Origin of the sequence: Staphylospora marina (genome assembly GCF_003856495.1) — a bacterium.
In the GTDB taxonomy this organism is placed as follows: domain Bacteria; phylum Bacillota; class Bacilli; order Thermoactinomycetales; family Thermoactinomycetaceae; genus Staphylospora; species Staphylospora marina.
Map to the genome: position 1 here is coordinate 923,725 of NZ_CP034118.1, position 25,915 is coordinate 949,639.

General features: G+C 55.6%; 22 protein-coding genes, 1 tRNA gene and 1 riboswitch. Of the genes, 18 read left to right on the forward strand and 5 right to left on the reverse strand.

The annotated features are described in order from the left end of the window. Nucleotides 1-287 precede the first annotated feature (287 nt). The 3 genes from EG886_RS04650 to speE all read right to left on the reverse strand — a co-directional run bounded on the left by EG886_RS04650 (nucleotide 288) and on the right by speE (nucleotide 3,412). Complete coding sequence (locus tag EG886_RS04650; RefSeq protein ID WP_241154418.1) at nucleotides 288-1,541, reverse strand: nucleobase:cation symporter-2 family protein; 1,254 nt, start codon at nucleotides 1,539-1,541, stop codon at nucleotides 288-290. 54 nt (nucleotides 1,542-1,595) lie between these two features. Further along, a complete protein-coding gene (locus EG886_RS04655; RefSeq protein WP_124727048.1) occupies nucleotides 1,596-2,165 on the reverse strand; it encodes a xanthine phosphoribosyltransferase in 570 nt (189 codons plus the stop codon). A gap of 136 nt (nucleotides 2,166-2,301) precedes the next feature. Beyond that, a riboswitch (purine riboswitch) is annotated at nucleotides 2,302-2,403 on the reverse strand. Nucleotides 2,404-2,563: 160 nt separating this feature from the next. Next, entirely contained in the window at nucleotides 2,564-3,412 is an 849-nt protein-coding gene (speE, locus tag EG886_RS04660; RefSeq protein ID WP_124727049.1) for a polyamine aminopropyltransferase, read from the reverse strand. A gap of 554 nt (nucleotides 3,413-3,966) precedes the next feature. On the opposite strand from speE, the gene EG886_RS04665 reads away from it, so the two are divergent. The 18 genes from EG886_RS04665 (at nucleotide 3,967) to EG886_RS04750 (ending at nucleotide 24,246) form a co-directional block, all read left to right on the forward strand. Beyond that, nucleotides 3,967-4,416, forward strand: coding sequence for a MarR family winged helix-turn-helix transcriptional regulator (locus EG886_RS04665; protein WP_124727050.1), 450 nt, complete (start codon nucleotides 3,967-3,969; stop codon nucleotides 4,414-4,416). A gap of 161 nt (nucleotides 4,417-4,577) precedes the next feature. Beyond that, complete coding sequence (gene racE, locus EG886_RS04670) at nucleotides 4,578-5,405, forward strand: glutamate racemase (protein WP_277423831.1); 828 nt, start codon at nucleotides 4,578-4,580, stop codon at nucleotides 5,403-5,405. A 151-nt stretch (nucleotides 5,406-5,556) separates the two neighbouring features. Then, nucleotides 5,557-6,612 (forward strand): GerMN domain-containing protein, encoded by a 1,056-nt coding sequence (locus EG886_RS04675; RefSeq protein ID WP_124727051.1) that lies wholly within the window; start codon nucleotides 5,557-5,559, stop codon nucleotides 6,610-6,612. A gap of 397 nt (nucleotides 6,613-7,009) precedes the next feature. Beyond that, nucleotides 7,010-7,777: a ribonuclease PH gene (gene rph, locus EG886_RS04680; RefSeq protein ID WP_124727052.1), complete on the forward strand. Its 768-nt coding sequence runs from the start codon at nucleotides 7,010-7,012 to the stop codon at nucleotides 7,775-7,777. 28 nt (nucleotides 7,778-7,805) lie between these two features. Next, a complete protein-coding gene (locus EG886_RS04685; protein WP_124727053.1) occupies nucleotides 7,806-8,495 on the forward strand; it encodes an XTP/dITP diphosphatase in 690 nt (229 codons plus the stop codon). Beyond that, nucleotides 8,492-8,992 carry a metallophosphoesterase family protein gene (locus EG886_RS04690; RefSeq protein WP_124727054.1) on the forward strand — a complete coding sequence of 167 codons (501 nt, stop codon included), beginning with the start codon at nucleotides 8,492-8,494 and terminating at the stop codon, nucleotides 8,990-8,992. Before EG886_RS04685 ends, EG886_RS04690 begins: the two co-directional genes overlap by 4 nt. 118 nt (nucleotides 8,993-9,110) lie before the next feature. Continuing rightward, nucleotides 9,111-9,187: transfer RNA gene (locus tag EG886_RS04695), tRNA-Arg, on the forward strand. A 310-nt stretch (nucleotides 9,188-9,497) separates the two neighbouring features. Beyond that, nucleotides 9,498-10,790, forward strand: a complete 1,293-nt coding sequence (gene tig, locus EG886_RS04700; protein WP_124727055.1) for a trigger factor — start codon at nucleotides 9,498-9,500, stop codon at nucleotides 10,788-10,790. A gap of 86 nt (nucleotides 10,791-10,876) precedes the next feature. Beyond that, complete coding sequence (gene clpP / locus EG886_RS04705) at nucleotides 10,877-11,464, forward strand: ATP-dependent Clp endopeptidase proteolytic subunit ClpP (RefSeq protein WP_124727056.1); 588 nt, start codon at nucleotides 10,877-10,879, stop codon at nucleotides 11,462-11,464. Nucleotides 11,465-11,480: 16 nt separating this feature from the next. Then, nucleotides 11,481-12,746 carry an ATP-dependent protease ATP-binding subunit ClpX gene (gene clpX / locus EG886_RS04710; protein ID WP_124727057.1) on the forward strand — a complete coding sequence of 422 codons (1,266 nt, stop codon included), beginning with the start codon at nucleotides 11,481-11,483 and terminating at the stop codon, nucleotides 12,744-12,746. A gap of 302 nt (nucleotides 12,747-13,048) precedes the next feature. After that, the gene (locus EG886_RS04715; protein WP_241154372.1) at nucleotides 13,049-14,185 is read left to right on the forward strand and encodes a lipid II:glycine glycyltransferase FemX; all 1,137 of its coding nucleotides are present in this window, start codon (nucleotides 13,049-13,051) and stop codon (nucleotides 14,183-14,185) included. Between the two features lie 110 nt (nucleotides 14,186-14,295). After that, nucleotides 14,296-15,978: an ATP-dependent protease LonB gene (gene lonB / locus EG886_RS04720; RefSeq protein WP_124727058.1), complete on the forward strand. Its 1,683-nt coding sequence runs from the start codon at nucleotides 14,296-14,298 to the stop codon at nucleotides 15,976-15,978. A 134-nt stretch (nucleotides 15,979-16,112) separates the two neighbouring features. Further along, entirely contained in the window at nucleotides 16,113-18,452 is a 2,340-nt protein-coding gene (gene lon / locus EG886_RS04725; RefSeq protein WP_124727059.1) for an endopeptidase La, read from the forward strand. After that, the gene (gene yihA / locus EG886_RS04730; RefSeq protein ID WP_124727060.1) at nucleotides 18,433-19,068 is read left to right on the forward strand and encodes a ribosome biogenesis GTP-binding protein YihA/YsxC; all 636 of its coding nucleotides are present in this window, start codon (nucleotides 18,433-18,435) and stop codon (nucleotides 19,066-19,068) included. Before lon ends, yihA begins: the two co-directional genes overlap by 20 nt. Before the next feature lie 34 nt (nucleotides 19,069-19,102). Further along, entirely contained in the window at nucleotides 19,103-20,263 is a 1,161-nt protein-coding gene (locus tag EG886_RS04735) for a D-alanine--D-alanine ligase (protein ID WP_124727061.1), read from the forward strand. A gap of 123 nt (nucleotides 20,264-20,386) precedes the next feature. Continuing rightward, complete coding sequence (locus EG886_RS04740) at nucleotides 20,387-21,313, forward strand: ABC transporter permease subunit (protein WP_124727062.1); 927 nt, start codon at nucleotides 20,387-20,389, stop codon at nucleotides 21,311-21,313. Next, on the forward strand, nucleotides 21,306-23,309 hold the full coding sequence (locus tag EG886_RS04745; protein ID WP_124727063.1) for an ABC transporter permease subunit: 2,004 nt from the start codon (nucleotides 21,306-21,308) through the stop codon (nucleotides 23,307-23,309). Before EG886_RS04740 ends, EG886_RS04745 begins: the two co-directional genes overlap by 8 nt. Further along, entirely contained in the window at nucleotides 23,302-24,246 is a 945-nt protein-coding gene (locus tag EG886_RS04750; protein WP_124727064.1) for an ABC transporter permease, read from the forward strand. Before EG886_RS04745 ends, EG886_RS04750 begins: the two co-directional genes overlap by 8 nt. Before the next feature lie 222 nt (nucleotides 24,247-24,468). Here EG886_RS04750 and map read toward each other — a convergent pair whose 3' ends face one another. Beyond that, nucleotides 24,469-25,260: a type I methionyl aminopeptidase gene (gene map, locus EG886_RS04755; RefSeq protein ID WP_124727065.1), complete on the reverse strand. Its 792-nt coding sequence runs from the start codon at nucleotides 25,258-25,260 to the stop codon at nucleotides 24,469-24,471. A 155-nt stretch (nucleotides 25,261-25,415) separates the two neighbouring features. After that, complete coding sequence (locus EG886_RS04760) at nucleotides 25,416-25,889, reverse strand: hypothetical protein (protein WP_124727066.1); 474 nt, start codon at nucleotides 25,887-25,889, stop codon at nucleotides 25,416-25,418. Between the last annotated feature and the right edge of the window lie 26 nt (nucleotides 25,890-25,915).

A 25,915-nucleotide genomic window follows, 5' to 3' on the forward strand; every position in this document is an offset into this window, starting at 1 on the left:
CAGGGGATGGCCACGACAGAGATGCCAATGCAGAGAATGCGGTCGTTATTCCCCGCTCCGCTCCGCAGCTGTTGCAAAGTCACTCGCGGGGAACAACGACCGGCATGCATGGCAACACGGCCGGAACACTGCCGGTCCACTGCCGGTCCATCCCCTGTGAGTGCCTTTGCCATCGCAACGAAACGAACAGGGGATGGACTCGGCAAAGATGCCAATGCAAACAAATATGCCCTGTCCCGATGCTTGGGACAGGGCCGTTCTTTTGATGCAGAGATTGGGGTTTCCGATCAGGATTCGGACGCTTTGGTTTCCTTGCCGGCTGCCAGGGAGAGGCCTTTTGTCAGCCGGAAGAAGAGATGCAGGAACATGGCGGTGAGGCTTCCAGCCACGATTCCGCTGTCCGTGAGGACTTTGATGCCTTTGGGCATCGCCTTGAAGAGGTCCGGAACGACCGTGACCCCCAGACCGATGCCGACGGAGCAGGCGATGATCAACAGATTTTCATTGTCGGTGAAATCGACTTCGCTCAGGATCCGGATGCCCGATGCGATCACCATGCCGAACATGGCCACCATCGCGCCGCCCAGGACCGGGTTCGGGATGACCGTCGTGACGGCGGCGATTTTCGGAACCAGCCCCAGCAGCATCAAAATGCCGCCGGCGGCGAAAATGACATTGCGCGTTTTGACCCCCGAAAGTTGCACCAGACCGACGTTTTGAGAGAAGGTCGTGTACGGGAAAGCGTTCATGAAGGCACCGATCAGCGTGGCGATTCCCTCCGCCCGGTAGCCGCGGACGAGATCATCCGGCTTCACTTCTTTGTCGCAGATTTTGCCGAGAGCCATGAACACGCCGGTGGATTCCACCACGCTGACGATCGACACCAGGATCATGGTGAGGATGGCGCTCACTTCAAACGAAGGAGCGGCGATGAAAAGCGGCTCCGGCAGATGGAACCAGGAGGCATTGGACACAGCGGAGAAATCCACTTTTCCCAACAGCCATGCGGCAAACGTTCCGGTCACCAGTCCCACCAAGACGGCGACGGCGCGCAGGAATCCGGTCGAAAAACGATGAACGATCAGGATGAGAGCCAACACGCCGAATCCCAGCAGCAGGTTTTCGGAGGAGCCGAAATCGGGAGCTCCGTCTCCGCCGGCGAGATTGTTGACGGCGACCGGGATCAGGGTGATGCCGATCAGGGTGACGACCGATCCGATCACCACCGGGGGGAAGAAGCGGATGATCTTGCCGAATACCCCGGAAAAAGCGAGAAGAAACAGACCGGATGCCAGGATCGCTCCGTAGACGGCGGGCATGCCGTGCGCCGATCCGATGGCGATGATCGGACCGACCGCGGTGAACGTGCATCCCAACACGACCGGGAGACCGATTCCGAACCAGCGGTTCTTCAGCACTTGCAAAATGGTGGCGATGCCGCAGGTCAGAAGGTCCACGGCAATCAACCATGCGGTTTGTTCAGTGGAAAGGTTCAGGGCTCCGCCGATGATCAGCGGCACGACCACGGCTCCGCCGTACATGGCCAGCACATGTTGGAAGCCCAGGGAAAGGATTTTGGCTTGATTCACGGGTTTTCACTCCTTGAATGAAATCTCCGGCAACAGCCGGGTGATCCGCACCAGGGATTCCACCGGATATCCGGTCTCGCGGATTCGGGTGGCTCCGGATTGAAACGACTTCTCAATCACAAACCCGATGCCCGCCACCGTCGCACCCGCTTGTTCCACCAGTCGGACCAGTCCCAGTGCCGCTTCTCCGTTGGCGAGAAAATCATCGATAATGAGCACTTTGTCGTCCGGGGACAGGAACCGCTTTTGAATGCGAACGTCGTTCGTTTCCCGCTTGGTGAAGGAATGCACCTGCACGCGGTATTCACCCGTATCCGTGAGTACGGATGCTTTTTTTCGGGCGAATACCATCGGTACCCCCAGCTTCAGGGCGGTCATCAAGGCGGGAGCGATGCCGGATGTTTCCAATGTCAGAACCTTGGTCGCACCGCTGCGGGCAAACCGTCTGACAAACTCTTCTCCCACGGCTTCCATGAGCGCGGGATCCACCTGATGATTGAGGAATGAATCCACTTTCAGCACCGTTTCCGAAAGGACGATGCCTTCTTCCTTGATTTTTCTCTTCAATGCTTCCATCTTCTCCACTCCCGCTTCAAATGAAAAACCCGGCACCGCACGTCCGTCACCCCGCGGGAAAAGCAATCACGGAGTGAAAGACATGCTGTGCCGGGCGAAAAAGCCAATGGCAAGCAAGCGCGGGAACAGTGCTTCCCGTGCCGGATCTTTCACTCGTAGTCGGGCCGTTTACGGCAGCCCGGTAGAAACTCGCGGACCCTATTACCGCAATTATACGAGCGTGGAACCATCTGAATATGCGGCTTTTGAATGGATTTTAGCAGAAAAGACAAGGGTTGAAAAGGGGGGAAGGGAATCATTAACGAACATTATTGCATAATGGCGTGTGGATTGTTATGAAATAAAGAGAGAAACCCTGTCTCATGACATTGACAGGGTTTCCCGTCACATTCCCGGTTTCACTTGAGCCGGAGAAAAGCCGGAAGGTCAAAGCAGGAATTCAGGATGGATTGGTTGACATAGCGGGTGTCTTTGTCAAATTCTTTCACGTGGACGGAATCATACTTTTTGCTGCCGAGCGTGAAGCTCCAGAACGCGCCCGGATAGGTGGGAACGGTGGCGTAATACGGTTTGGTGACCGGGAACAGGTCGGAGATGTTGTCAAACGTTTGTTTCATCACGTCCCGGTGAAAGAGCGGGGACTGGCTTTGACAGACCATGAGCCCGTCTTCCTTGAGCGCTCCGTAAATGTCTTCGTAAAAACTCCGTTCAAAGAGCGCTTTGGCCGGTCCGACCGGGTCCGACGAGTCCACGATGATGACGTCGTAATGATTCCGGTATTCTTTCACGTGTTTCATGCCGTCATTGAAAATGAAGTTGACGCGGGGATCGGAAAGATTGCCGGACACTTCCTGCAAATGTTCCTTGCAGGCTTTGACCACCAGTTCGTCGATTTCCACCATGTCAATTTCCTTGAGATGGGGGTATTTGGCCGCTTCCCGTGCAGCTCCGCAATCTCCTCCGCCGATGATCAGCACGCGTTCGGCGTTCGGGTGGATCGACAAGGGGATGTGGGTGATCATTTCGTTGTAGATGTGTCCGTCCAGAGACGTGGTCTGCACGACGCCGTCAAGCACGAGCATGTTTCCGAAGTCGCAGGAGTCCACGATCATGACATGCTGAAAGGGAGACTGTTCGGAATAGATCACTTTGTTGATGCGGTAGCTGATTTTCATGTTTTCCCGTTCATCTTCGACCAGCCACAATTGTCCGTTCACTTCCTGGAGGAATTTGGGCATTTCGGTCATCTCGGAACCTCCTTTTCACAAGCAGACTTTGCCCGTTTTCGTCGCCTGCCCCGGGTGCCGGTGCTGACCGGGCAATTTGTGAATTCGAGAAACCATTTTATCAGATTTTGTACGGTTTTTGCAGGGAGAGAATCGTTTCGCGGACGGATGAGAAGATCGCGAATATTGACACGAAGATTTTGTTGGCCAAACTGTCCGAAAGCAGTGGTTTGTGTTATAATAACCATCTGAATACGCAATTTGTTTCGAACAGATCCGGTGACAGCGGGGGAGAGAAGCGGATGGAACGGTTTGTGTTCGGGCGATGGTGCCGGGATAGCATTGGAGCTGAGTCTCTCCCCGACCGGACGCTGGCCGGGAATCTGTCACAGCCGGCGCGAAGAGAAGGGGACATTATTGTTAAATTCGGAAAAATTACAATTAGATAGTAGGGCTTTCTTTAATTGTATAGAAAATTAAAACATATACAGATGAACTTTGCAGCCGGATTGTTGTTTGACGTCATGAGTTGAAGCGAAAGTTCAAAATCAGGCAGACAGAAGGGGAGCATCAAGATGGAAGCAAAGCAACCGGTCACCATGCAAACCGTCGGGGAGATTGAGCGTCTGCTCAGGGAAATCAGTACGATCGTGAAAATCAAGGGCAGGGAGATCCTGAACGCGTTTCCGATCACCAATCCCCAGTTCGACGCCCTGTATCTGCTTCACCAGGAAGGGGACATGACCATCGGCGAACTCAGCCAGAGAATGTTTCTGGCTTGCAGCACCATGACGGATTTGGTGGACCGCATGGAGAAAAACGGTGTGGTGGAGCGTGTGAGAGACAATCGGGACCGGCGGGTCGTTCGGATTCACATGCTGGAGAAAGGGCGCAAAGTGATTCATGAGGTCCTGGAGGCCCGGCGCAAATATCTGGCGGATGTTCTGTCCGGCCTTTCGGACAGCGAAAAGCTGGAGATCAAAACCCATCTCGCCGTATTGTATGAAGAAATGAAGAAATCATGAGATTTTGACCCCTTTTCCATTGTGAAAGGGGGTTTTTCGATTCTTGCTGAACCGTCCATTCATTCTATTTCGATTGAACATATGATATGATGACGAAGCAATTGACAGTTGGTTCTGCCTGGACGCGTCGGGCGAACGGACAGAAGTGGAGATGACATTCAATGATGAATCCCCTCCGCAGTGATGCGATTGCAATCCTTGATTCGGGTGCGGGCGGCTTGACCGTGGCCCGGGAAGTGATGCGGCAGCTTCCGAGGGAGACCGTGATATATGTGGGAGACACGGCACGTTGTCCCTACGGTCCCCGTCCGGAAAGCGAAGTTCGCCGGTTCACGCTGGAGATCGTGCAATTCCTGATGCAATTTCGTCTCAAGGCACTGGTGATCGCCTGCAATACCGCCACGGCGGCAGCTTTGGAAACGGTGAGATCCCGACTTGCCGTTCCGGTGCTCGGCGTGATCGAGCCGGGGGCCCGTGCGGCGATCAAGGTGACGAAGCGAAATCGCGTGGGAGTGATCGGCACGCAAGGAACCATTCGAAGCGGCGCGTACGAGAAGGCCCTCCGACGCCTTCATCCGGGCATCACGGTGTTCAGTCTCGCGTGTCCGGCATTCGTTCCGCTCGTGGAAGGCGGGAAACGCGGATCGGAAGAGGCCGGGCGAATCGTCGCCGAGACGCTCGAACCGTTGAAAGAGACCGGCATCGATTCGCTGATTCTCGGGTGCACGCATTATCCGCTTCTCGCCGATCCGATCAGCTGCGCGATGGGAGAGTCCGTCGCCATCATCAGTTCCGCCGAAGAAACCGCAGCTGAACTCAGCACGATCCTGCAGCATCAAAACCTCCTTTCCGACATTGAAACACCCCGTCACCGGTTTTTCACCACCGGATCACCGGAGACGTTTGCCCGGATCGCCGAAGATTGGTTCGGCCATCCGATTCATGTGGAACAGGTGGCGCTGGAACCGCTTGAACCGGTGACCGGTTGAGCGAACCGCGGCGGTCCGTGTCCGGGCCAGGATACCGCCTCATTCGGGGCGGGTTTTTTTGTGCCCTTCACCAAAAAGGCAATTCTGGTCTATTTCGGGACAGGGCTCGTATACATGAAACAAGACTGATCCTGTCCAAGGGGGGATTGTCATGGGAAAGAAACGGTGGAGGGCCGTTGCGGTCCTGCTCCTGATGCCTTTGGTGCTGACCGGATGTCTGTTCGGGCCTGAGGAGAAAACGTCGAGGCAGATCGACCCGCCGCCGGACCAGGCCAAAGCGGATGCGCAGCCGGTGGGAGCGATGAACGAAAAGAAAACGGAAGCCCAAAAGGAACAGGGCAAAACGGCTGACACGCAGCTGTATTTGCTGAGCCATACGGGTCATGTGGTTCCGTGGACCGTCAAGATTCCGGCCGGAAAAAGCGTGGCCAAAACCGCGCTTGAGTACATGGTCAAGGGAGGCCCCGGAGAGGCGATGCTTCCCAAGGGGATCTCGCCGATTCTGCCCAAAGGAACCAAGGTCAAGGGAATCAACATTGAAAACGGGACAGCCGTGGTCGATTTCTCCAAGGAGTTTCTTCAATATGAAGCCGACAAAGAAGAACAGTTGCTGAACGCCGTCACTTGGACGCTCACCGGATTTTCGAACGTGAAAGAAGTGAACATCTGGGTCGATGGCAAAAAGTTGTCGGAGATGCCCAAAAACAAGACGACGGCACAAGGATTGACCCGAGGCCGTGGCATCAATCTGGAACCCGTCTCCGGCGTGCATGTCACCCGGAGCATGCCGGTTACCGTGTATTTCCTCGGACAAACGGACGATCATCAAGTTTATTACGTACCGGTGACGAGGATGGTGGAACGGTCCGACAACGTTGCCGAAGCGGTTCTCGGCGAACTGATTCGCGGTCCCTTGGAGCAATCGGGCTTGTCCGGTGCTCTGGCTCCTTCGCTGCAGGTTCTCAAAGTGCAGGAGCAGGGAGATGTGGTCACGGCCGACTTTGATGAAGCACTTCTCCAGTATCACGGTCAACAGGCCGCTTCCAAAGAAGCGTTGCAATCCATCGTGCTCTCCTTGACCGAAAACACCCAGGCGAGCAAAGTGAAAATCACGGTTCAAGGGAAGCAGCAGGTTCTCACCGGAAAGGACCAACCGCTCAGTCAACCGGTCAGCCGTCCCAAATGGATCAATCCGGCCCAATTGTAATCAGCGGCAAGACGGGATGGATCACGCCGCGACGAGTTCATGCGGAAAATCGCCGGCGCTTTTCCCGGTTCCGAGATGGCGTTTATTCGGGGGATTGTCGGGAAAAGCACCGGCACTTGCATGTTTGCGGGGACTCTGTTCGCGTTTCGTCTCCCGTTCATTGTTGATCGCAAATCAAGGATCTTGGGGGAAATTGCCGGCCTTGAAAGGTTCGCCGGATGTCGCTTCCCGTTTTCACAAAACCGTCCGATTTCCGGGAGCGGCTCCGGCTCCCTTGTTGTTTGTCGGTTGTTTGAAAGCCCGTTCCGGCGCGATTCCGTGAACATGAGATTTTCATTCGGATTCCCGTTGGGGGTATGCTATACTAAAGTGACTCGGCACAGGAGGGAGACAACTCTTGAGAATTGACGGTCGCGCAAACGATGAACTGAGAACGGTGGAGATTGTCAGAAATTACATCAAGAATGCCGAAGGCTCCGTCTACATAACGATCGGCGACACTCGTGTCATCTGCACGGCATCGGTGGAGGAACGGGTTCCGCCGTTTCTCAGAAATACCGGCAAAGGGTGGATCACCGCGGAATATTCCATGTTGCCAAGGGCCACTCAAACCCGAACGCCCCGTGAGGCTTCCAAAGGGAAATTGAGCGGAAGAACCATGGAGATCCAACGCCTGATCGGTCGCGCTCTTCGCGCCGTGGTGGATTTGGAGAAACTGGGAGAGCGCACCCTGTGGCTCGATTGCGATGTCATTCAGGCGGACGGGGGAACGCGGACCGCTTCCATCACCGGTGCCTTCGTGGCGATGGTGGATGCATTGATTCCCCTGGTGAAAAACGGGACGTTGCCGTCTTTGCCCGTCAAGGATTTCCTGGCAGCCACCAGTGTCGGCATCGTGGGAGAGGAAGCGGTGCTGGATCTTTGCTATGAAGAAGACTCCGGTGCCACCGTTGACATGAACGTTGTCATGACGGGATCCGGCGAGTATGTGGAGATTCAGGGAACGGGCGAGGAATCTCCCTTCTCTCCGGACCAATTGTCCGCTCTTCTCGCCCTGGCGAAAAAGGGAACCGCGGAATTGATCCGTTTGCAGAAGGAAGCTCTCGGAGAAGACGCGGCACTGGTCGGCGCCGCACCGATCGGGACGCAGACTTCCGGTCAATGACCGGCCCCTCCGTCGGTTGCTCCGGCACATGAACCGTTTTTCCCACGTGGACAAGCCAGAGGAGGAGGAACCGGATTTGAAGACTAGCTGGCCGTTTTCCCATGTGATCATCGCCACCCGCAACAAGGGGAAAATCGCCCAGTTCCGGGATTTGTTCGCGCAGGAACTGGGCCTGGGCGTAAAGAGTTTGCATGATTATCCTGATTTGCCCGAGGTGGAGGAAGACCGGGACACGTTTGAAGGAAATGCCGTCAAAAAGGCGGAGACCATTTCACGCCTTCTCGACATGCCCGTGATCTCGGATGATTCGGGACTGGTCGTACCCGCTCTGGGGGGAGAGCCGGGCGTTTATTCCGCCCGCTACTCGGGGCCGAATGCCGATGATGAACAAAACAACCGCAAACTGGCGGAAAAAATCCGCGAAGTTCCGAAGACGGACCGGAAAGGCATTTACGTGTGCGTGATGGCTCTTGCGGTACCGGGACGGGAAACCAGGCTGGTCCGGGGGGAATGTGAGGGAATCATTCTCGACGAACCGAAGGGGTCCGGCGGTTTCGGGTATGACCCGTTGTTTTATGTCCCGTCCGAGGGCAAAACGATGGCGGAACTTTCCGCGGACAGAAAGTATGCAATCAGTCACCGGGCAAAAGCCACCCGCCGTCTTGTCGCCGTTTTGAAGGAGGAATTCATCCGGGAAAAAGCGGGGGATCATGCATGAGAGTGCTGATTGTCAGCGATTCCCACGGACGTGAAGAACTGCTTCGTCAGATCGTTCGGCGGGAACAGGCGGATCATGTCATCCATTGCGGAGATTTTTGCACGGACCGGGAACGGTTGCCCGACGTTCCCATGACGGTGGTCCGGGGCAATTGCGACTGGGAACCGGTGCCGGAAGAGCAGCTTTGGGAAGCGGACGGGCTTCGGATTTTGGTGGTGCACGGGCACAGGCACGGAGTCAAACGGTCTCCGCTTCCGCTGCGCTTCCGCGCCCTGGAAGTCGGGGCAAACGTGGCCTGTTTCGGACATTCCCATGTTCCCTTCTGTGAAAAGGACGGGGAAGTGCTGCTCATCAATCCCGGAAGCATTTCCCTGCCGAGAATCGTGAAAGAACCCACATATGCCGTGTTGCAGTGGAGTGACATTTCCCTCAAAGTTACATATCATACTCCTGACGGCACCCTCGTTCCCGGCTTCGGATACGAGGAGAAACGATGATGAACGGGAGGGGGCGGCATTCACCTTCCGCCCCCTTGCCGATTGCCCAAAACACAAATTTCCTCTTGACGCGGATTTGAGGGATGAGTTATCATATAGTTGCTGTCGCTTCAAACGAGTCCCAGTAGCTCAGCTGGATAGAGCAGCGGCCTTCTAAGCCGTCGGTCGAGGGTTCGAATCCTTCCTGGGACGCCAAGACACATCGCACCGGCCCTGATCCGGTGCGATTTTTCTTGTCCGGGTTTCTGGCGGTGGATGCCGGAATGCCGGATCGTTCCCGCATTTTGAAGCCACTTCCAGCTTCTTTACACGCGGGAGGGCCATGTATTAAGATATAGAAAGTGTAAATGCATGGGTTTGCGCTGATGTCAGCCGGGTTCACGAAAGAATGCGTGCAGACTCCGACAGGGGTTTTTTGTTTTTGTGCAAGGGCTTCAACCGTGACAGAAAAACCCGGAGGCCGCAAGAACCTTCACTGATTTGATGGCAGGAGGGTGCGACTTACATGAAAGCAACGTGGGAAAAAACCGAAATCAACCGCGGCGTTCTGACCGTCGAAGCGGACGTCGAAGCGGTAAACCAAGCGCTTGACAAGGCATTCAAAAAAGTGGTTGCCAAAGTGCAGGTGCCGGGCTTTCGCAAAGGAAAAGTTCCGCGCGTGATTTTTGAGAAACGCTTCGGTGTGGAAGCGCTCTATGAAGATGCTCTGGAAATTCTGCTTCCCGAAACGTATGAAGCAGCCGTTGAGGAAACCGGCATCGAACCGGTGGACCAGCCGGAGATCGAGATTGAACAGCTGGAAAAAGGCAAATCCCTGATTTACAAAGCAACCGTCACCGTCAAACCGGAAGTGAAGCTTGGCCAATACAAAGGCCTGGAAGCGGAAGAAAAAGACGTCACCGTCAAACCGGAGGACGTGGATGCCGAGCTGGAACGCATGAGAAAACAGCAAGGGCAACTGGAATCCGTGGAAGACGGCACCGTCGAAAACGGCGATCGCGTCATCATCGACTTCGAAGGATTCGTGAACGGCGAAGCTTTCGAAGGCGGCAAGGCCGAGAAATACACGCTGGAAGTGGGTTCCGGCACGTTCATCCCGGGCTTTGAAGATCAACTGATCGGCATGAAACCGAACGAAGAGAAAGAGGTCCATGTCACCTTCCCCGAACAATACCATGCCGAGGAACTCGCGGGCAAACCGGCCGTGTTCAAAGTGAAGCTTCATGAGATCAAGCGTTTGTCCTTGCCGGAGCTGGACGATGAATTCGCTCAGGATGTCAGCGAGTTCGACACGCTGGCCGAACTGAAAGCCGACATCGAGGCCAAACTCAAGGAAGCCAAAGAGCGCGAAGCCGAGCACGAATTGCGCAACGGCCTCGTCGAGCTGGCATCCGCCAACGCCGAAGTGGAAATTCCGGAAGTGATGATCGAAAACGAAACGAAAAACATGCTCCGCCAATTCGAACAACGTCTCATGATGCAAGGCCTGAACCTGGATCTCTACGCCCAGTTCACCGGTCAGGATCAAGATGTCCTCAAGAACCAGTTCAAGGAAGACGCCGCGAAGAAAGTGCGCGCATCCCTGGTTCTCGAAGCGATCGCCAAGGCCGAAAACATCGACGTGACCGATGAAGAAGTGGAAGCCGAAATCGCGGAAATGGCCAAAGAGATGCAACGGGAAGCCGATGAAGTCCGCCGGATCCTGGAAGCTCAGGGAGCCATGGATTCCGTGAAGGAACAGGTTCGCGTGAGGAAAACGATCGATCTACTTGTATCGAGCAGTAAAAATAAGGCATAATGGTGATAGGAGACTTCGCAAAACAGGGCACGTGAACAACGTGCCTTGTTTTTAAAATCAGCCCCTTGCGAAACGAGGTGGATTTCATGCCATTGGTGCCCATGGTGGTGGAACAGACCAACCGTGGAGAACGGGCGTATGACATATACTCCCGACTGCTCAAGGATCGAATCGTCTTCATCGGCGGTCCGATCGACGATCATCTGGCCAACCTGGTGGTGGCACAGATGTTGTTTTTGGCTGCGGAAGACCCGGAGAAAGACATTCACCTGTACATAAACTCTCCCGGCGGTTCCGTGACTGCCGGCATGGCCATTTATGATACCATGCAGTACATCAAGCCCGATGTGTCCACGATCTGCATCGGATTGGCCGCCAGCATGGGTGCTTTTCTGCTCGCGGCCGGGACCCGCGGCAAGCGCCTCGCGCTTCCCAACAGCGAAGTGATGATTCACCAACCGCTCGGAGGTGCGAGAGGTCAGGCCACCGACATCAAGATTCATGCGGACTGGATCTTGAGAACGAGGGAACGGATCAATGACATCCTGGCGGAACGGACCGGGCAACCTTTGGAGAAAATCGCCCGCGACACCGACCGTGATTACTTCATGACGGCCGAAGAAGCCAGGGCTTACGGACTGGTTGATCGGGTCATCACCCGTGTGGGTCAGTAGGAAGGGGTGAACCGAAGTGTTCAAGTTCAACGAGGAAAAAGGACAGCTGAAGTGCTCCTTTTGCGGAAAATCGCAGGATCAGGTCCGCAAGCTGGTCGCAGGTCCCGGAGTGTACATCTGTGACGAGTGCATCGAGCTGTGCAACGAGATTGTCGAAGAAGAACTGGGCAACGACGAAGAAATCGATCTGAAAAATCTCCCGAAGCCGCAGGAGATTTGCGACATTCTCAACCAGTACGTGATCGGTCAGGATTTGGCGAAAAAATCGTTGTCCGTGGCCGTTTACAACCATTACAAACGGATCAATTCCGCCCGCAAGTCCGATGATGTGGAACTGGCGAAAAGCAACATTCTGCTCGTCGGACCGACGGGAAGCGGAAAAACGTTGTTGGCACAAACCCTTGCCCGCATTCTCAACGTGCCGTTTGCCATCGCCGACGCAACCAGCCTGACCGAGGCGGGGTACGTGGGCGAGGACGTGGAAAACATTCTGCTCAAGCTGATCCAGGCCGCTGACTATGACATTGAGAAAGCGGAAAAAGGGATCATCTACATCGACGAAATCGACAAAGTCGCCCGCAAATCCGAAAACCCCTCCATCACGCGTGACGTGTCCGGTGAAGGGGTTCAGCAGGCCCTGCTGAAAATTTTGGAAGGGACCGTGGCCAGCGTGCCGCCGCAAGGAGGCCGCAAGCATCCCCATCAGGAGTTCATCCAAATCGACACCACGAACATTCTGTTCATTTGCGGCGGGGCGTTTGACGGACTGGAAACGATCATCAAACGCCGGCTGGGCAAAAAAGTCATCGGGTTCTCCGCGGAAGGCCAAAGCGTGTACATGAAGCCGGGTGAATATCTGAAGCACGTGTTGCCGGAAGACCTGCTCAAATTCGGTCTGATTCCGGAATTCGTGGGACGTTTGCCGGTGATCTCCACGCTGGAGCCGCTGGATGAGGAGGCGCTGGTCCGCATCCTGACGGAGCCGAAAAACGCGCTGGTCAAACAGTATCAGAAGCTGTTGGAAATGGACAATGTGGAACTCCAGTTTGACAAGGACGCGCTGCAGGCCATCGCTTCCGAAGCGATCAAACGCAAGACGGGAGCACGCGGTCTGCGGGCGATCATTGAATCGATCATGCTGGATGTGATGTTCGAACTTCCGTCCCGCGACGACGTCACCCGGTGCGTGGTCACCCGGGACACCGTGATCAACGGCGAATTGCCGAAACTGGTAACCCGTGACGGTCACGTGATCACGACCAAAAAGGAAGAAAGTGCTTGAGGGCAAATTGTCGGATTTCTTTCGCATCTGCTGAACAGGCGGATGCTTTTTTTGTTCGGAACGTGTATGTTAAAATGTAGAAGTTTCAATGGAAGTGGCTGTTTTCAGAGTTCTTCGTTCCGCCGTCCGCATATTTTCCGGCAGCTCGGTCAGAGAAGTCGGGCATCGGGCACTCTCCGGAAAAAGAGCGGCGGGGGAGAAAGACGGATTTTGATTTCGGAAGGCGGAGTGTCCGGCACGTTTCCCGATACTTGGAAGGGAATCAGTGCCGTGTCCGGTGTGACAGAGGTGATCAGACATCCATGTTGACTGTCAGCATTGTCGACCGTGAACATTACTTGGAGTTCGTGGAACGCCATCCATACCGTACGTTTTTGCAATATCCCTCTTGGGCGGACCTGAAATCCCAATGGAAATGGGTGGGTGAATTCTTGGGCTGGTTCACCCAGGACGGCATGATGGTGGGTGGCGCGTTGGTTCTTTACCGAAAAGTGCCTGGACTCAACAAATACCTGGCATATATTCCCCGTGGGCCGATGATTGACTGGTTTTCGGAAATACCGCTCTCGGAGTGGTTTCGTCCGTTGTTTGCACACCTGAAAGAGCGACATGTGTTCAGCGTGAAAATGGATCCTCCCCTCGTGCGGAAAAAGTGGTCCGCGGAGACCATCGCTCACGCATTGCAGGAGTTTCGTTCACTCGGGCTGAAAAACCGTCGGCTCACCGACATCCGCCCCGACCAGGTATTCAACGAAGTGGAGTATGTCGGGCAAGAGCTCCGGGAGATGGGGTGGAACAAGAATCCCGGAGAAGACAGTTTTGATACCGTACAGCCTCAATACGTGTATCGCCTGAACATGAAGGGAAAATCATTGGAGCAGATTTACGCGGGCTTCGATGTTCACTGGCAATATCAAATCCGCCAGGCGGAAATGGAAGGAGTTCTCGTCCATGTGGGCACGGAGCGGGATCTGCATGAATTTCACCACTTGCTCCAGCTTGAAGCGCAACGGGATCAGGCAAAAGTCCGGGATGTGGTGTATTTTGAGAAAATGTTCGAAAACCTGATCCTGGAGGATCCTTACCGTGTGAAGCTGTATCTCGCCAAAAAAGGGGACACGCTGGTCAGCGCCTCGTTGGCCATCCGGGTGTCCGGACACACCTGGGACCTTTACAACGCACGACTGCAACCTGTCGTGGATGATCCGGCAAGCATTCTTTTGCGGTGGAAAATGATTCAGGATGCTTTTCATCAAGGAGATCGGATCTTTGATTTTCGTGGCATCAGCACCACGCTGGATGAGCAAAACGGGCTGTTTGAATTGCTCGCATTCAAGATGGGGTTCGGAGGGGAAGCGTGCGAACTGATGGGCGAGTGGGATTATCCGGTCATCCCCATGCTTCATTGGGCGTTTGACATGTACATGAAAAGGCGCTGACCGCTTGGTTCCCGCGCAAGATGACGGTGAAGAATGGCAGGAGTACCGGCGCATGGACCCGGGCATCCTACACGATAAGCAAAAAAGGTGCATGCCTGGAGGATTGCAGGATGAACTGGACAGCGCTTTTGATGTTTCTGCAAGTGTTCTTCTCCGTCATCATCGGTTTGTATTTCTGGAACCTGCTCAAAAGCCAACAACTGGGTCGCCATGCCTCGGACAGGGAATCCCGCAAGGAATTGGAAAAGTTGCGGAACATGCGCAGCATGTCCCTGACCGAACCGCTGGCGGAAAAAACAAGGCCTTCCTCGCTCGGCGAGATCGTCGGTCAGGAAGAGGGAATCCGGGCCTTGCGTGCGGCGCTGTGCGGACCCAACCCCCAACACGTCATCATTTACGGTCCTCCCGGCGTCGGAAAAACGGCGGCGGCCCGTTGTGTCCTGGAAGAAGCGAAAAAGAACCCCGCATCTCCGTTCGGCAAGCATTCCCGCTTCATCGAAATCGATGCCACCACCGCCCGGTTTGACGAACGGGGCATCGCCGATCCCCTGATCGGTTCCGTCCATGATCCCATCTATCAAGGAGCCGGAGCGATGGGAGCCGCGGGAATTCCCCAACCCAAACCGGGGGCCGTGACCCGGGCACACGGAGGTGTGTTGTTCATCGACGAGATCGGTGAACTTCATCCGGTCCAAATGAACAAATTGCTCAAGGTCCTGGAAGATCGGAAAGTATTCTTGGAGAGCGCCTATTACAACGCGGAAGATCCCAATGTGCCCGGCCACATTCACGATATTTTCCAGAACGGGCTGCCGGCCGATTTCCGCTTGATCGGCGCAACCACCCGGACTCCGGAGGAGATCCCGCCCGCGATTCGTTCCCGTTGCATGGAGATCTTTTTCCGTCCGCTCTTCCCGGAAGAGATTGAAAAGGTGGCGTCGCAGGCCCTGAAGCGGATCGGAATGGCTTACTCGCCCGATGCGGTGAAATTGATCACCCGGTATGCCACCAACGGCCGCGATGCCGTCAACATCGTGCAAACGGCGGTGGGGATCGCCATGTCCGAACAACGGGATCACATCGAAGTGTCCGACGTGGAGTGGGTGGTGAACAGCAGCCGGTTGAGCCCGCGTCCGGATCTGCGCATGCCTGATTCGCCGCGGGTGGGACTGGTGGCTGGTCTCGCCGTCCACGGCCCCAATATGGGCTCGATACTGGAAATCGAGGTTTCCGCCACGCCCGCCGGTCCCGGTCAGGGAAGCATCCGTCTCACCGGCATGGTGGAAGAGGAAGAAGTGGGTGCGCACAGCCGGAAGCTCCGCAGAAAAAGCATGGCACGGGGATCCGTGGAAAATGTGCTCACCGTCTTGCGGGGAACGGGACTCAAGCCGGATGATTATCATTTGCACATCAATTTTCCCGGAGGCATGCCCGTGGACGGCCCTTCGGCCGGGATTGCCCTGGCGGTCGCGATTTGTTCGGCCATCCGCAAAGTTCCGGTCGATCATTTGACGGCCATGACGGGTGAACTCAGCATCCACGGCTTCGTGAAGCCGGTGGGCGGAATCGTGACGAAGGTGGAAACGGCCCGACGTGCCGGGGCCCGCCGCGTATTGATTCCGGCGGGAAACATGCAGGATGTTTTCCGGACGATGGAAGGAATTGAAGTGATCCCTGTGGAAAGGGTCGAAACGGTGCTGGAACTGGCTTTGTTGCCGGAGAAAGCGGAGAGCGAAGAGCAGGAAGAGAACGTGGCCGTTGCCGCAACCTGGACAACGGCCCCCGTGATGTAACCCGTTTGGACGGCCGGCTCGCCGACAACACTGCGGGGAGTCGGCTTCGGATGTCATAGACAAACGCGAATGAATAGGATACAATCGTACAATGTTGCAATGTTCCTTGTGTGACAGCAAGCGGAGGTGCATGTATGGCTGAGAAAGAAATACGCACCTTGCCGCTCCTGCCGCTTCGAGGACTCATCGTGTTTCCGACCATGGTTCTCCACCTGGATGTGGGTCGTGAGCGATCAGTCGAAGCATTGGAGCGAGCCATGGTGGACGATAATCTGATCGTGCTCTCTGCGCAAAAAGAGGTGCAAATCGAAGAGCCGACGGAAGAGGACATTTACCGGACCGGAACGATTGCCAAAGTTCGTCAGATGCTGAAGCTTCCCAACGGAACCATTCGCGTGTTGGTGGAAGGTTTGAAGCGGGTCAAGATTACGGATTACGTGAACACCGACAAGTGCTTCGTGGTCCGTTACGAGGAAGCCGAGGATCTGGACGAGGGCGGTCGCGACACGGAAGCCCTGATGCGTGCCGTGCTCGATCACTTTGAACAATATTTGCGCCTTTCCAAAAAGCTGTCGCCGGAAACGTATTCGGTCGTCTCCGACATCGAAGAACCCGGTCGGCTGGCGGACGTGATCACTTCCCATCTGCCGCTCAAGATTTCGGACAAACAGATGATTCTGGAAGAAGTCAACGTTCGTCAGCGCCTTGAGAAATTGCTCGGCATCCTGCACAATGAGCGGGAAGTGCTGGAACTGGAGAAGAAAATCAGCAGCCGGGTTCGCAAACAGATGGAAAAGACGCAGAAAGAATATTATCTGCGTGAACAGATGAAGGCCATTCAGAAAGAGCTCGGGGAAAAAGAAGGACGCAGCGCGGAAGTGGAAGAACTGCGTGCGCTTCTTGAGAAGCTGGAGGCCCCCGATTCCGTGAAGGATAAAATCTCCCGCGAAATTGACCGGTTGGAGAAGATCCCCACCAGCTCGGCGGAAGGCGGCGTGGTTCGCACGTACATCGAGTGGCTGTTGGAACTTCCCTGGCAGAAGGAAACGGAAGATGACCTGAGTCTGGACCGGGCGCAAAAAATCCTCGATGAAGATCACTACGGACTGGAAAAAGTGAAGGAACGGGTCCTGGAATACCTGGCCGTCCGCAAAATGGTCCGTCACATGAAGGGACCCATTCTGTGCCTGGCCGGGCCGCCCGGGGTGGGGAAAACGTCGCTGGCCCGTTCCGTCGCCCGGGCACTGGGACGCAATTTTGTGCGGATTTCGCTGGGAGGCGTGCGGGATGAAGCGGAGATCCGGGGACACCGGCGCACTTATGTGGGGGCGATGCCGGGACGGATCATCCAGGGCATGAAGCAGGCCGGAACGATCAATCCGGTGTTTCTGCTGGATGAAATCGACAAAATGTCGATGGATTTCCGGGGAGATCCTTCGGCAGCCCTGCTTGAAGTTCTCGATCCCAACCAGAACAACGCTTTCAGCGATCACTACATCGAGATTCCGTATGATCTGTCCAAGGTGATGTTCATCACCACGGCCAACGCGGTTCACAACATCCCCCGTCCGCTTCTGGACCGGATGGAAGTGATCTACATCTCCGGCTACACGGAGATTGAAAAGGAACATATCGCCAAGTCCTATCTGCTTCCCAAACAGATGAAGGAACACGGTCTCACACCGGATCACTTGCAGATCCAGAGCGGGGCCATCCTTCGGCTCATCCGCAATTACACGCGTGAAGCGGGCGTCCGCAATCTCGAAAGGACGATCGGTACGCTTTGTCGCAAGGCTGCCAAAATGATCGTATCCGGGGAAAAGAAGAAAGTGGTCATCACGGCCAGAAGCCTGGAACAGTATTTGGGGGCGGAAAAATACCGGTACGGTCGGGTGGAAGAGACCGATCAGGTCGGAGTGGCCACCGGTCTTGCTTGGACGGAAGCGGGAGGTGACACTTTGTCGATCGAAGTGTCGCTTCTTCCGGGCAAAGGAAAGCTGACGCTGACGGGTCATCTCGGAGAAGTGATGAAAGAGTCCGCGCAGGCCGCATTCAGTTTTATTCGCTCGCGGGCCGGTGAGCTGAACGTTGACGAGGAATTTCATGAGAAACACGACATCCATATCCACGTTCCCGAAGGAGCGATTCCCAAGGACGGACCTTCGGCGGGGATCACCATGGCCACGGCTCTTGTTTCGGCGCTTACAGGCATTCCGGTTTCCCGGGAAGTGGCGATGACCGGGGAGATCACGCTGAGAGGACGAGTGCTCGCCATCGGCGGCCTCAAAGAAAAAACGCTGGCCGCTCATCGTGCCGGAATTCGAAGAGTGCTTCTGCCCCGGGATAACGTAAAGGATTTGGAAGAGATTCCGAAAAGCGTGCGCAAGGATTTGGAACTCATCCCCGTTGCGCACATGGATGAAGTATTGAAGCTCGCATTGGTGAGGGATCCGTATGCTGGTGAAGAAAGCTGAGTTTGTGACCAGTGCCGTTCGTCCGGATCAGTATCCGGAAGACGCCCTGCCGGAAATTGCTCTGGCCGGGCGTTCCAATGTAGGCAAATCTTCGTTGATCAACTGTTTGGTGCAGCGAAAAAAACTGGCGCACACCAGCTCCAAGCCCGGAAAGACACAAACCATCAATTTTTACCGGATCAACGGCGAGCTGTATTTGGCGGACGTTCCGGGCTACGGCTTTGCCCGGGTGTCCAAAAGCGTCCGCCAGTCCTGGGGAAAGATGATGGAGCAGTATCTGCGGCGTCGGGCCACTCTGCGGGGCGTGATCCAGGTGATCGATCTCCGTCACCCTCCCACCGCCGATGACAAACAGATGCATCAATACTTGCAGGCTTGCGGAATTCCCACCATCGTCGTTGCCACCAAGGCAGACAAAATTTCCAAAGGAAAATGGCAGCAGCACCTGAAAATTGTCAGAGAAGGTCTGCAACTCCCGAAAGGAGAATCCGTCATTCTCTTTTCCGCCGAAACGGGACTCGGCAAGGAAGAGCTGTGGAATGCCATCCGAGTCCTCGCCCTGGATCCGGAAGAAGACGGGACGGAGCAAGACATAGGCGGATCGACGGGGGAATAAAGGTAGCAATAAGCACGGGAAAGGATGGGAGAGGATGAAAAAGAAACTGCGTGTGGCCGTCCTGTTCGGGGGGAAATCGGGAGAACATGAAGTTTCGCTTTCTTCCGCCGCTTCGGTGATCCAGTCGATGGATCCGGACAAGTACGAAGTGATTCCGGTGGGAATCACCAAAGAAGGCGTGTTCAAGCTGGGACGTGCCGCTATGCCGATGATCGAAGGAAACTTGAGTCAGGAGCGTGTGAAGCTGCTTCAGGAAAGCCTGCAAACCCCTTTGTCCGCGGGAAACATCGATGGCCATGGCGGCGACACGGGTTCCGTACCCGTACCTTCGACGCAGTCGGGGGAAGGCCATTTGCCGTCTTTCCGGCCCGGTGAAATCGATGTCGTCTTTCCGGTATTGCATGGTACATACGGCGAAGACGGTACCATCCAAGGCATGCTGGAAATCGCCCAGCTTCCCTATGTGGGAGCCGGTGTGCTCGCATCGGCCGTCGGCATGGACAAGGTGGTGGCGAAACAGATCTTCTCCCAAGTGGGTCTGCCTCAAGCCAAATACGTTCATTTCCTCAAATCCCGGATCTTGAAGCAAAGAGAGGAAGTTCTCGACACGATTGAACGGGAACTGGGGTATCCCTGTTTTGTGAAACCGGCCAACCTTGGATCCAGCGTGGGGATCTCCAAAGCCAAAAACCGGGAGCAACTGTCGGAGGCTCTCGACTTGGCTTGCCAATATGACCGGAAAATCGTGATCGAAGAATTCATCCCCGCCCATGAAGTGGAAGTGGCGGTGCTCGGAAATGATGAGCCGCAGGCATCCGTACCCGGAGAAATCATTTCGTCCAATGAATTCTACGATTATCGCGCCAAATACATCGACGGAAAATCCGTCATGCGCATTCCGGCCGACCTGCCGGCCGAGACGGCGGAACGGGTTCGGGAGATGGCCATTCGCGCTTTCAAGGCCGTCGACGGTTCCGGATTGGCGCGGGTTGACTTCTTCATCCGCAAAGACACCGGTGAGCCCTTGATCAATGAAATCAACACCATGCCCGGTTTCACTCCGTTCAGCATGTACGCCAAACTGTGGGAACACTCGGGCATCAGCTATTCCGGGCTGGTGGATCGCTTGATCGAGCTGGCCATCGAACGTTACGAAGAGAAGTCCAAACTGAAAACGACGTTTGAAGTGGAGTGACTTCCTGCCGCGCTCCCGTCCCGACATGGGACGGGAGCATTTTTTTTGTCAAATCGGGAAATTTGAATGTTGTAGTCGGAACATCCAAAAACTTCTATCCTTTTGACGACAGGAGGGAGTGCCTTGTGGATCAAGAGGATATGGTGGGTACCGGCTTTCATTGTCGCGGTGATGTTCATTGCTTCACTGCCCGGTTGGATCCGTATCGCAAAAGGGAACGTGAGGACATCCATCGACGCTCCACCCGTGCCGCGCGGTGAAGCCGTCCGGCAATTGACGAAGGAAACGGTGGAGTATGTGAAAGGGATTTGGAGCGGAGAAAGCTTCATTTATCAGAAGCGGCTCTTCTCCCAAAAAGAAGCCAAGATTGTGCACGAACACAGGAATTATATCGAGGATGCGGGACCGATGTTCCTGTTTTCCGCGACCCATTTGATGGTGACGGGATCATTGGCTGTGTTCTTTGGGGTCATGACGGGCCTGCTCTTGGCAAGATCGGGCGGGGTGGTCCGGGAAGTGCTGGAGTTTTTGGTGACGGTTCCGGATTTTGCGCTGGCGTTCTTTCTTCAGTTGTTGATGGTGTTCATCTACAAACGGACGGGGGTCTTGCCCGGGGAGGTGTTCACCACCGAATCGGATACGGCCGTTCTGTTGCCGCTGATCACGTTGTTTCTTCTCCCGTTTGTTTATACGGTGAGGCAGTCTTCCGCCCAGGCGTATCAAGTGTTGACGGAGGATTACATTTTGCTGGCCAAGGCGAAAGGACTCGGCAAAACGTGGATCTGGCTGCAGCATGTCGCCCGAAACGTTCTCCCGGTGATCGAGGCGGACCTGGTTCGGCTCTCGGCCATCTTGACCGGAAATTTGATCGTCATCGAGTACTTGTTCAATTCACCGGGGGTCACCCGATTTTTCTTTCACTCCCAAGTGGTCGAAACGTACGGGACGATGCTCAATCATTTGTGGATGCTCATTCTTCTGTTTCTGATCACCTTTTTGACGATGTGGGGGACTCTTGGTGCGATGAAGCGGGGGATGGCCCATGATTGAACGGACACGGCAGGGCCGGATTCGTTTGTGGACCGGAGGTGCCATTCTGTTTCTGCTTTGTGTGCTGGCCATGACGGGACCGTTCATCGCTCCGTATTCTCCCGAGTTCGAGGAGCCGGTTCGGTTTGTGAACGGAGAGCCGGTCACCGCCCCGGAACCTCCCTTTGAAGACCACTGGCTGGGCAAGGACCAGCGTGGCAGGGACTTGCTGTCACTGATGTTGTACGGGCTCAGATTCACCCTGTTTTTCGTGGCGGGTGTGGCGGCGGTACGGGTGGGGATCGGCTTGTTACTCGGCGTATGGTCGGGAATGAGCGGGAAGGATCGGGCGGAACCCGCTTTGCGACGCGGACCGGAAGAGCTTCTTTCTCTGAGCGGTTGGTTCTCCGGAATTCCGGTGATCTTTTTGCTGGTCATCCTTCTGCCTCATCTGCTCGCAGAGATGTCTGTTGACATGTCCGTTCTCATGCAAGGGTTGGTGATTGCGGCGTTCGGAATTCCGCCGGTGACTTCCGTGGTTCGGGCGCATACCCTTCAATTGCGGGATCGGTTGTCCGTTCAGGCAGCCGGAGCGATGGGAGCCACGCGGGGTTGGATCATCCGCAAGCATATTCTTCCGATGCTTCGGGAGCGGATCCTGATTTTGTTCGTCCAGGACATGATCCTGGTGCTCAACACGTTGGGGCAACTCAGTGTCTTTCAGTTGTTCCTCGGCGGAAGCGCATGGGATGAGATCGCTCCCGGTGAAGAGCATGCATTCTCCAATAGTCATGAATGGGCGGGACTGATCGGCCAAAACAAGACTTGGGTGATTGTCTATCCGTATCTGGTATGGATTCCGCTGCTGGCGTACATGATATTGCTTCTGGCGTTTTTTCTGGTGGCGAGAGGACTGGAGCTTCGCTGGCGGGAGAAGGAGGGGAAAGTTCCGCATCTCGATCTCGGGTTCACGGAACGGTACCGGCTTGCCTGGAACCTCTTCGTGTATTGGGTGGGATGGCTGGCTGCACGGTTGGCGTTTCATTGGCGTCGGATTCGAAGACCGGCCGCATGGCTGGCGTTTGTTTTCGGCGTGCTCTTGCTCGCGGCTCTTCCGGGGGCATTGGACAAGCTTCTCACGGAGCCGGAGGTTCCCCCGGGAATGGACCAGCCGCCCGTCACGGAAGTGCTGATTCAGACGGGAGAGCAAATCTTGGCGTATTTGGCGGGGATTTTCGACGGCAGCAGTTTCGTGTATGAACAAGAAGTTTCTTCCCAATATGCCGAAACGGTAACGCGAAGTTTCGTGGAGGAGATTCGGCCGTTGTTTCTGTATTCGGCCGTCCATCTGCTGGCCGTGTCTCTCTGTGCTCTCATCTTGGGCATTTCGGCGGGGATGGCATGGGCCCGTTCGGGGGGATGGCTGAAGTCATTGATGGAATTTCTGGTTACCATCCCCGATTTCATCATCGTGATGTTTTTGCAGCTGACGGTGGTGTTTGTGTACCAACGGACAGGATGGAGAATGGCGGAGATCTACACGCTGAACGATGATGATTTTGCTTTGTTGCTGCCGTTTGTGGCACTATTCATATTTCCGTTCGTACTCTTGATGAGGATGACGGCCAACCGTACACTGGAGGTCCTGACGGAGGATTACATCCGGACGGCGCGGGCCAAAGGTTTGGGGAAGCTCACCATTTATGTGCGGCATGTGCTGTCCAATGTCCTTCCGGTGGTCAAGGCGGAACTTCCGCGCATGGTGTCGATTCTTTGCGGCAATCTGATCATCGTGGAACTGTTGTTTCATTCCCCGGGGATCACGAGGTTTCTGGAGCCGGGCCTCATGCGGAATTTCACCACTGAGCGGCAGTTTTCCCTGCTTAAGCCCAATCCTTTGGATCAGTACGAAGTGCTTGTCAATACCTTGTGGTGTCTGGTGCTTTTGTACCTGCTCACATGGGGATTCCTGCGACTGGTGGTTGCCGGAACGGAAAGGTGGTTGAATCGTGACTGATCGGCAGCGACGAATCAATGTGCCCTTGTGGACAGGGAGCCTGCTGCTCATGGTGTTTCTGTTCGTCGCGGTGTTCGGTCCGTGGTTGGCTCCGTATGCTCCTTCCGATGAAGAGCCGCTTCAATACGTGGGAGAGAATCCGATGACCAGTCCCGAGCCGCCCTCCAAAGAGCACTGGTTCGGAAAGGATCCACGGGGACGGGATGTGTTTTCCCTCATGCTGCACGGGCTGAAATACACGTTGTTTTTCGTGGTGACCGTCTCGCTGCTCCGGGTGGGGATCGGCGGATGGACCGGCATTTGGTTGGGCATGAGGAGACCATTGGACGAGGTGGAGAAACCGGCGGGCACGAAGGGGCATTTCCGCATCTCTTCCGGTCTGTTCGGAGGCATTCCCGGGGTGGTGATTTTGGTCCTTCTGCTGAGCACATTCAGCCAGACGCTCCCGTTCCGGGAAGTGCTCTTGATCCAGGGGACCGTGTTGATCCTGTTCGGGTTGCCGCCGGTGATCGCCTCCATCCGGACGAGGACGGAAGAACTGAAACGACGGTTGTCCGTGCAAGCGGCACTGGTGATGGGGGCCACCCGGGGCTGGCTGATACGAAAACACATCTATCCCATGCTGAAAGACACGTTCGTCATTTTGCTGGTCCAGGACATGATCGTGGTTCTGGGAGTGCTGGGTCAGCTCAGCCTGTTTCGGATTTTTCTTGGCGGGACCGACATCGCGCAGGAAAAAGAACGGATCGAGTACTGGTCCCGCAGTCTGGAATGGACCGGATTGATGGGGCAGTACCGGGATTGGATGATCGTGCATCCGTATCTCGTCTGGGTGCCGCTCATCGCTTACGTGGCGCTTCTGTTGGTGTTTCATCTGCTGTCGGTAGGGCTGGAGAGGCGCTTCCGGCAAGATCATCAGCGGCATCCGTATCTGTGACGTCGGGAAACGGACGGGGCATTGAAAACCGCTTGATGGCAGACGGGGAAGTCTCCTGCGGAGTGTTGCGCAGCTGCGTGCAGCGGAAAAACAGGGGAGAAATGGAAGTCGAAGGAGTCCGGCGGCACCGGACAAGGCGATGCCAAAAAAGTCGGGAGAGAAAAAGCGTCAGGTGGGATTAGGGGGATGATCACCACCATGACGCTTTTTCTCAGCATGACTTCAATTTCGACAAGAATCCATGTTTTTCCTGTTTTTTCGCGCCTCGTTTTGCTCGGTCAGAATCATTGGTCCGTCTGCCAGGATGGCCACGGTGTGTTCATACTGGGCGGACAGAGATCCGTCCACCGTGCGGGCGGTCCAGCCGTCGGCGTCGATTTTCACTTCATGGTTGCCCAGCGTGAGCATCGGCTCGATCGTGATCACCATGCCTTCCCTGAGTTCCGGACCGGTTCCGGGTGACCCGTAATGGGGCACTTCCGGAGGCTCATGGATGCGCTGGCCGATTCCATGTCCGATGAACGGGCGGACGACGGACAAGCCGTGCGACTCGGCAAACGACTGAATGGCATGGGAGATGTCTCCGATCCGGTTCCCGGGACGGGCGGCCCGGATGCCGACGTACAGGGCTTCACGGGTCACGTCCAGAAGTTTTCTCGCCTCCCTGCCGATGGTCCCGACCGAATACGACCACGCGGAGTCCGCCATCCACTCATCCAGTTCCACCACCATGTCAATCGTGACAATGTCTCCGTTTTTCAGGGGAACATCGCGGGGCATTGCGTGACAGACTTCATCATTGACGGAAGCACAAATGGCATGGGGATATCCGAGATATCCTTTCTGGGCGGGACGGGCTCCACGGGCGGACAGCCAGTTTTCCACCCAACGGTCGATCTCCAGCGTGGTGACGCCGGGACGAATCAGGCGTCGCAGCTGACGGTGACAGGCGGCGAGCAGCTTTCCCGCCCGATGCATGAGACGAATTTCGTCGGATGTTTTCAGTTGGATCATGATCGGACTCCTTCCGGAAGAACGTTTCCTCCATCCTATGAAAAATGGCCCGCAAACGGGTCGGTATCAGCCGGATGTCGATTTGGACAGAGAAAACGGCCGGATGTCCGGAGAGCGGGGGCTCGTACACCGTTCGCCGGAAATTCGCCCGATCGTCATCCTTTTCGTGTCAGGAAAACGAAGCCGAGCACAATGATCAAAACGGGCCAGACTTTGTGCATTGCCGACGTGAGGGGGGCGAACACCGGCAATTCCGTGATGCCCGGATAGGCCAAAATGCCCGACAGGAACAAAGTGGCTCCCACAATGGCCGAGTTGGTGTTTTTGGTCACGCCGAAGTGCAGAAGGACCGCCATACCGACCAGAGCAAGCAAAATGCTCCAGTGACCGGGCCATCCCTGCACCGACGCTTTGCCCCAAATCGCCAAAAACAGCGCGGCGATCAGGCCTCCGGTCAACACCAGCGACCCGTTTTTCTTCACAAATCCGAAAAACAGCAAGACCGCGCCCAAAAGGAAGAAGAGAAAAGGCCAAGAAACAAAGTCGGCCACTCCCACCAGTCCGAGCCAGACCAGAAGCAGAAGTGAGCCGGCAAGGATGAGCAAGAAGCCGATCACTTTCGATTGCATGAATCACAATCCTCCCGGATGGAAAT

Bases quoted from the DNA above. Each gene is read 5' to 3' on its own strand.
- EG886_RS04650 (WP_241154418.1), bottom strand. From the start codon at position 1,541: ATGTACGGCGGAGCCGTGGTCGTGCCGCTGATCATCGGCGGAGCCCTG.
- EG886_RS04655 (WP_124727048.1), bottom strand. From the start codon at position 2,165: ATGGAAGCATTGAAGAGAAAAATCAAGGAAGAAGGCATCGTCCTTTCG.
- speE (WP_124727049.1), bottom strand. From the start codon at position 3,412: ATGACCGAAATGCCCAAATTCCTCCAGGAAGTGAACGGACAATTGTGG.
- EG886_RS04665 (WP_124727050.1), top strand. From the start codon at position 3,967: ATGGAAGCAAAGCAACCGGTCACCATGCAAACCGTCGGGGAGATTGAG.
- racE (WP_277423831.1), top strand. From the start codon at position 4,578: ATGATGAATCCCCTCCGCAGTGATGCGATTGCAATCCTTGATTCGGGT.
- EG886_RS04675 (WP_124727051.1), top strand. From the start codon at position 5,557: ATGGGAAAGAAACGGTGGAGGGCCGTTGCGGTCCTGCTCCTGATGCCT.
- EG886_RS04685 (WP_124727053.1), top strand. From the start codon at position 7,806: ATGAACCGTTTTTCCCACGTGGACAAGCCAGAGGAGGAGGAACCGGAT.
- EG886_RS04690 (WP_124727054.1), top strand. From the start codon at position 8,492: ATGAGAGTGCTGATTGTCAGCGATTCCCACGGACGTGAAGAACTGCTT.
- tig (WP_124727055.1), top strand. From the start codon at position 9,498: ATGAAAGCAACGTGGGAAAAAACCGAAATCAACCGCGGCGTTCTGACC.
- clpP (WP_124727056.1), top strand. From the start codon at position 10,877: ATGCCATTGGTGCCCATGGTGGTGGAACAGACCAACCGTGGAGAACGG.
- EG886_RS04715 (WP_241154372.1), top strand. From the start codon at position 13,049: ATGTTGACTGTCAGCATTGTCGACCGTGAACATTACTTGGAGTTCGTG.
- lonB (WP_124727058.1), top strand. From the start codon at position 14,296: ATGAACTGGACAGCGCTTTTGATGTTTCTGCAAGTGTTCTTCTCCGTC.
- lon (WP_124727059.1), top strand. From the start codon at position 16,113: ATGGCTGAGAAAGAAATACGCACCTTGCCGCTCCTGCCGCTTCGAGGA.
- yihA (WP_124727060.1), top strand. From the start codon at position 18,433: ATGCTGGTGAAGAAAGCTGAGTTTGTGACCAGTGCCGTTCGTCCGGAT.
- EG886_RS04735 (WP_124727061.1), top strand. From the start codon at position 19,103: ATGAAAAAGAAACTGCGTGTGGCCGTCCTGTTCGGGGGGAAATCGGGA.
- EG886_RS04745 (WP_124727063.1), top strand. From the start codon at position 21,306: ATGATTGAACGGACACGGCAGGGCCGGATTCGTTTGTGGACCGGAGGT.
- map (WP_124727065.1), bottom strand. From the start codon at position 25,260: ATGATCCAACTGAAAACATCCGACGAAATTCGTCTCATGCATCGGGCG.
- EG886_RS04760 (WP_124727066.1), bottom strand. From the start codon at position 25,889: ATGCAATCGAAAGTGATCGGCTTCTTGCTCATCCTTGCCGGCTCACTT.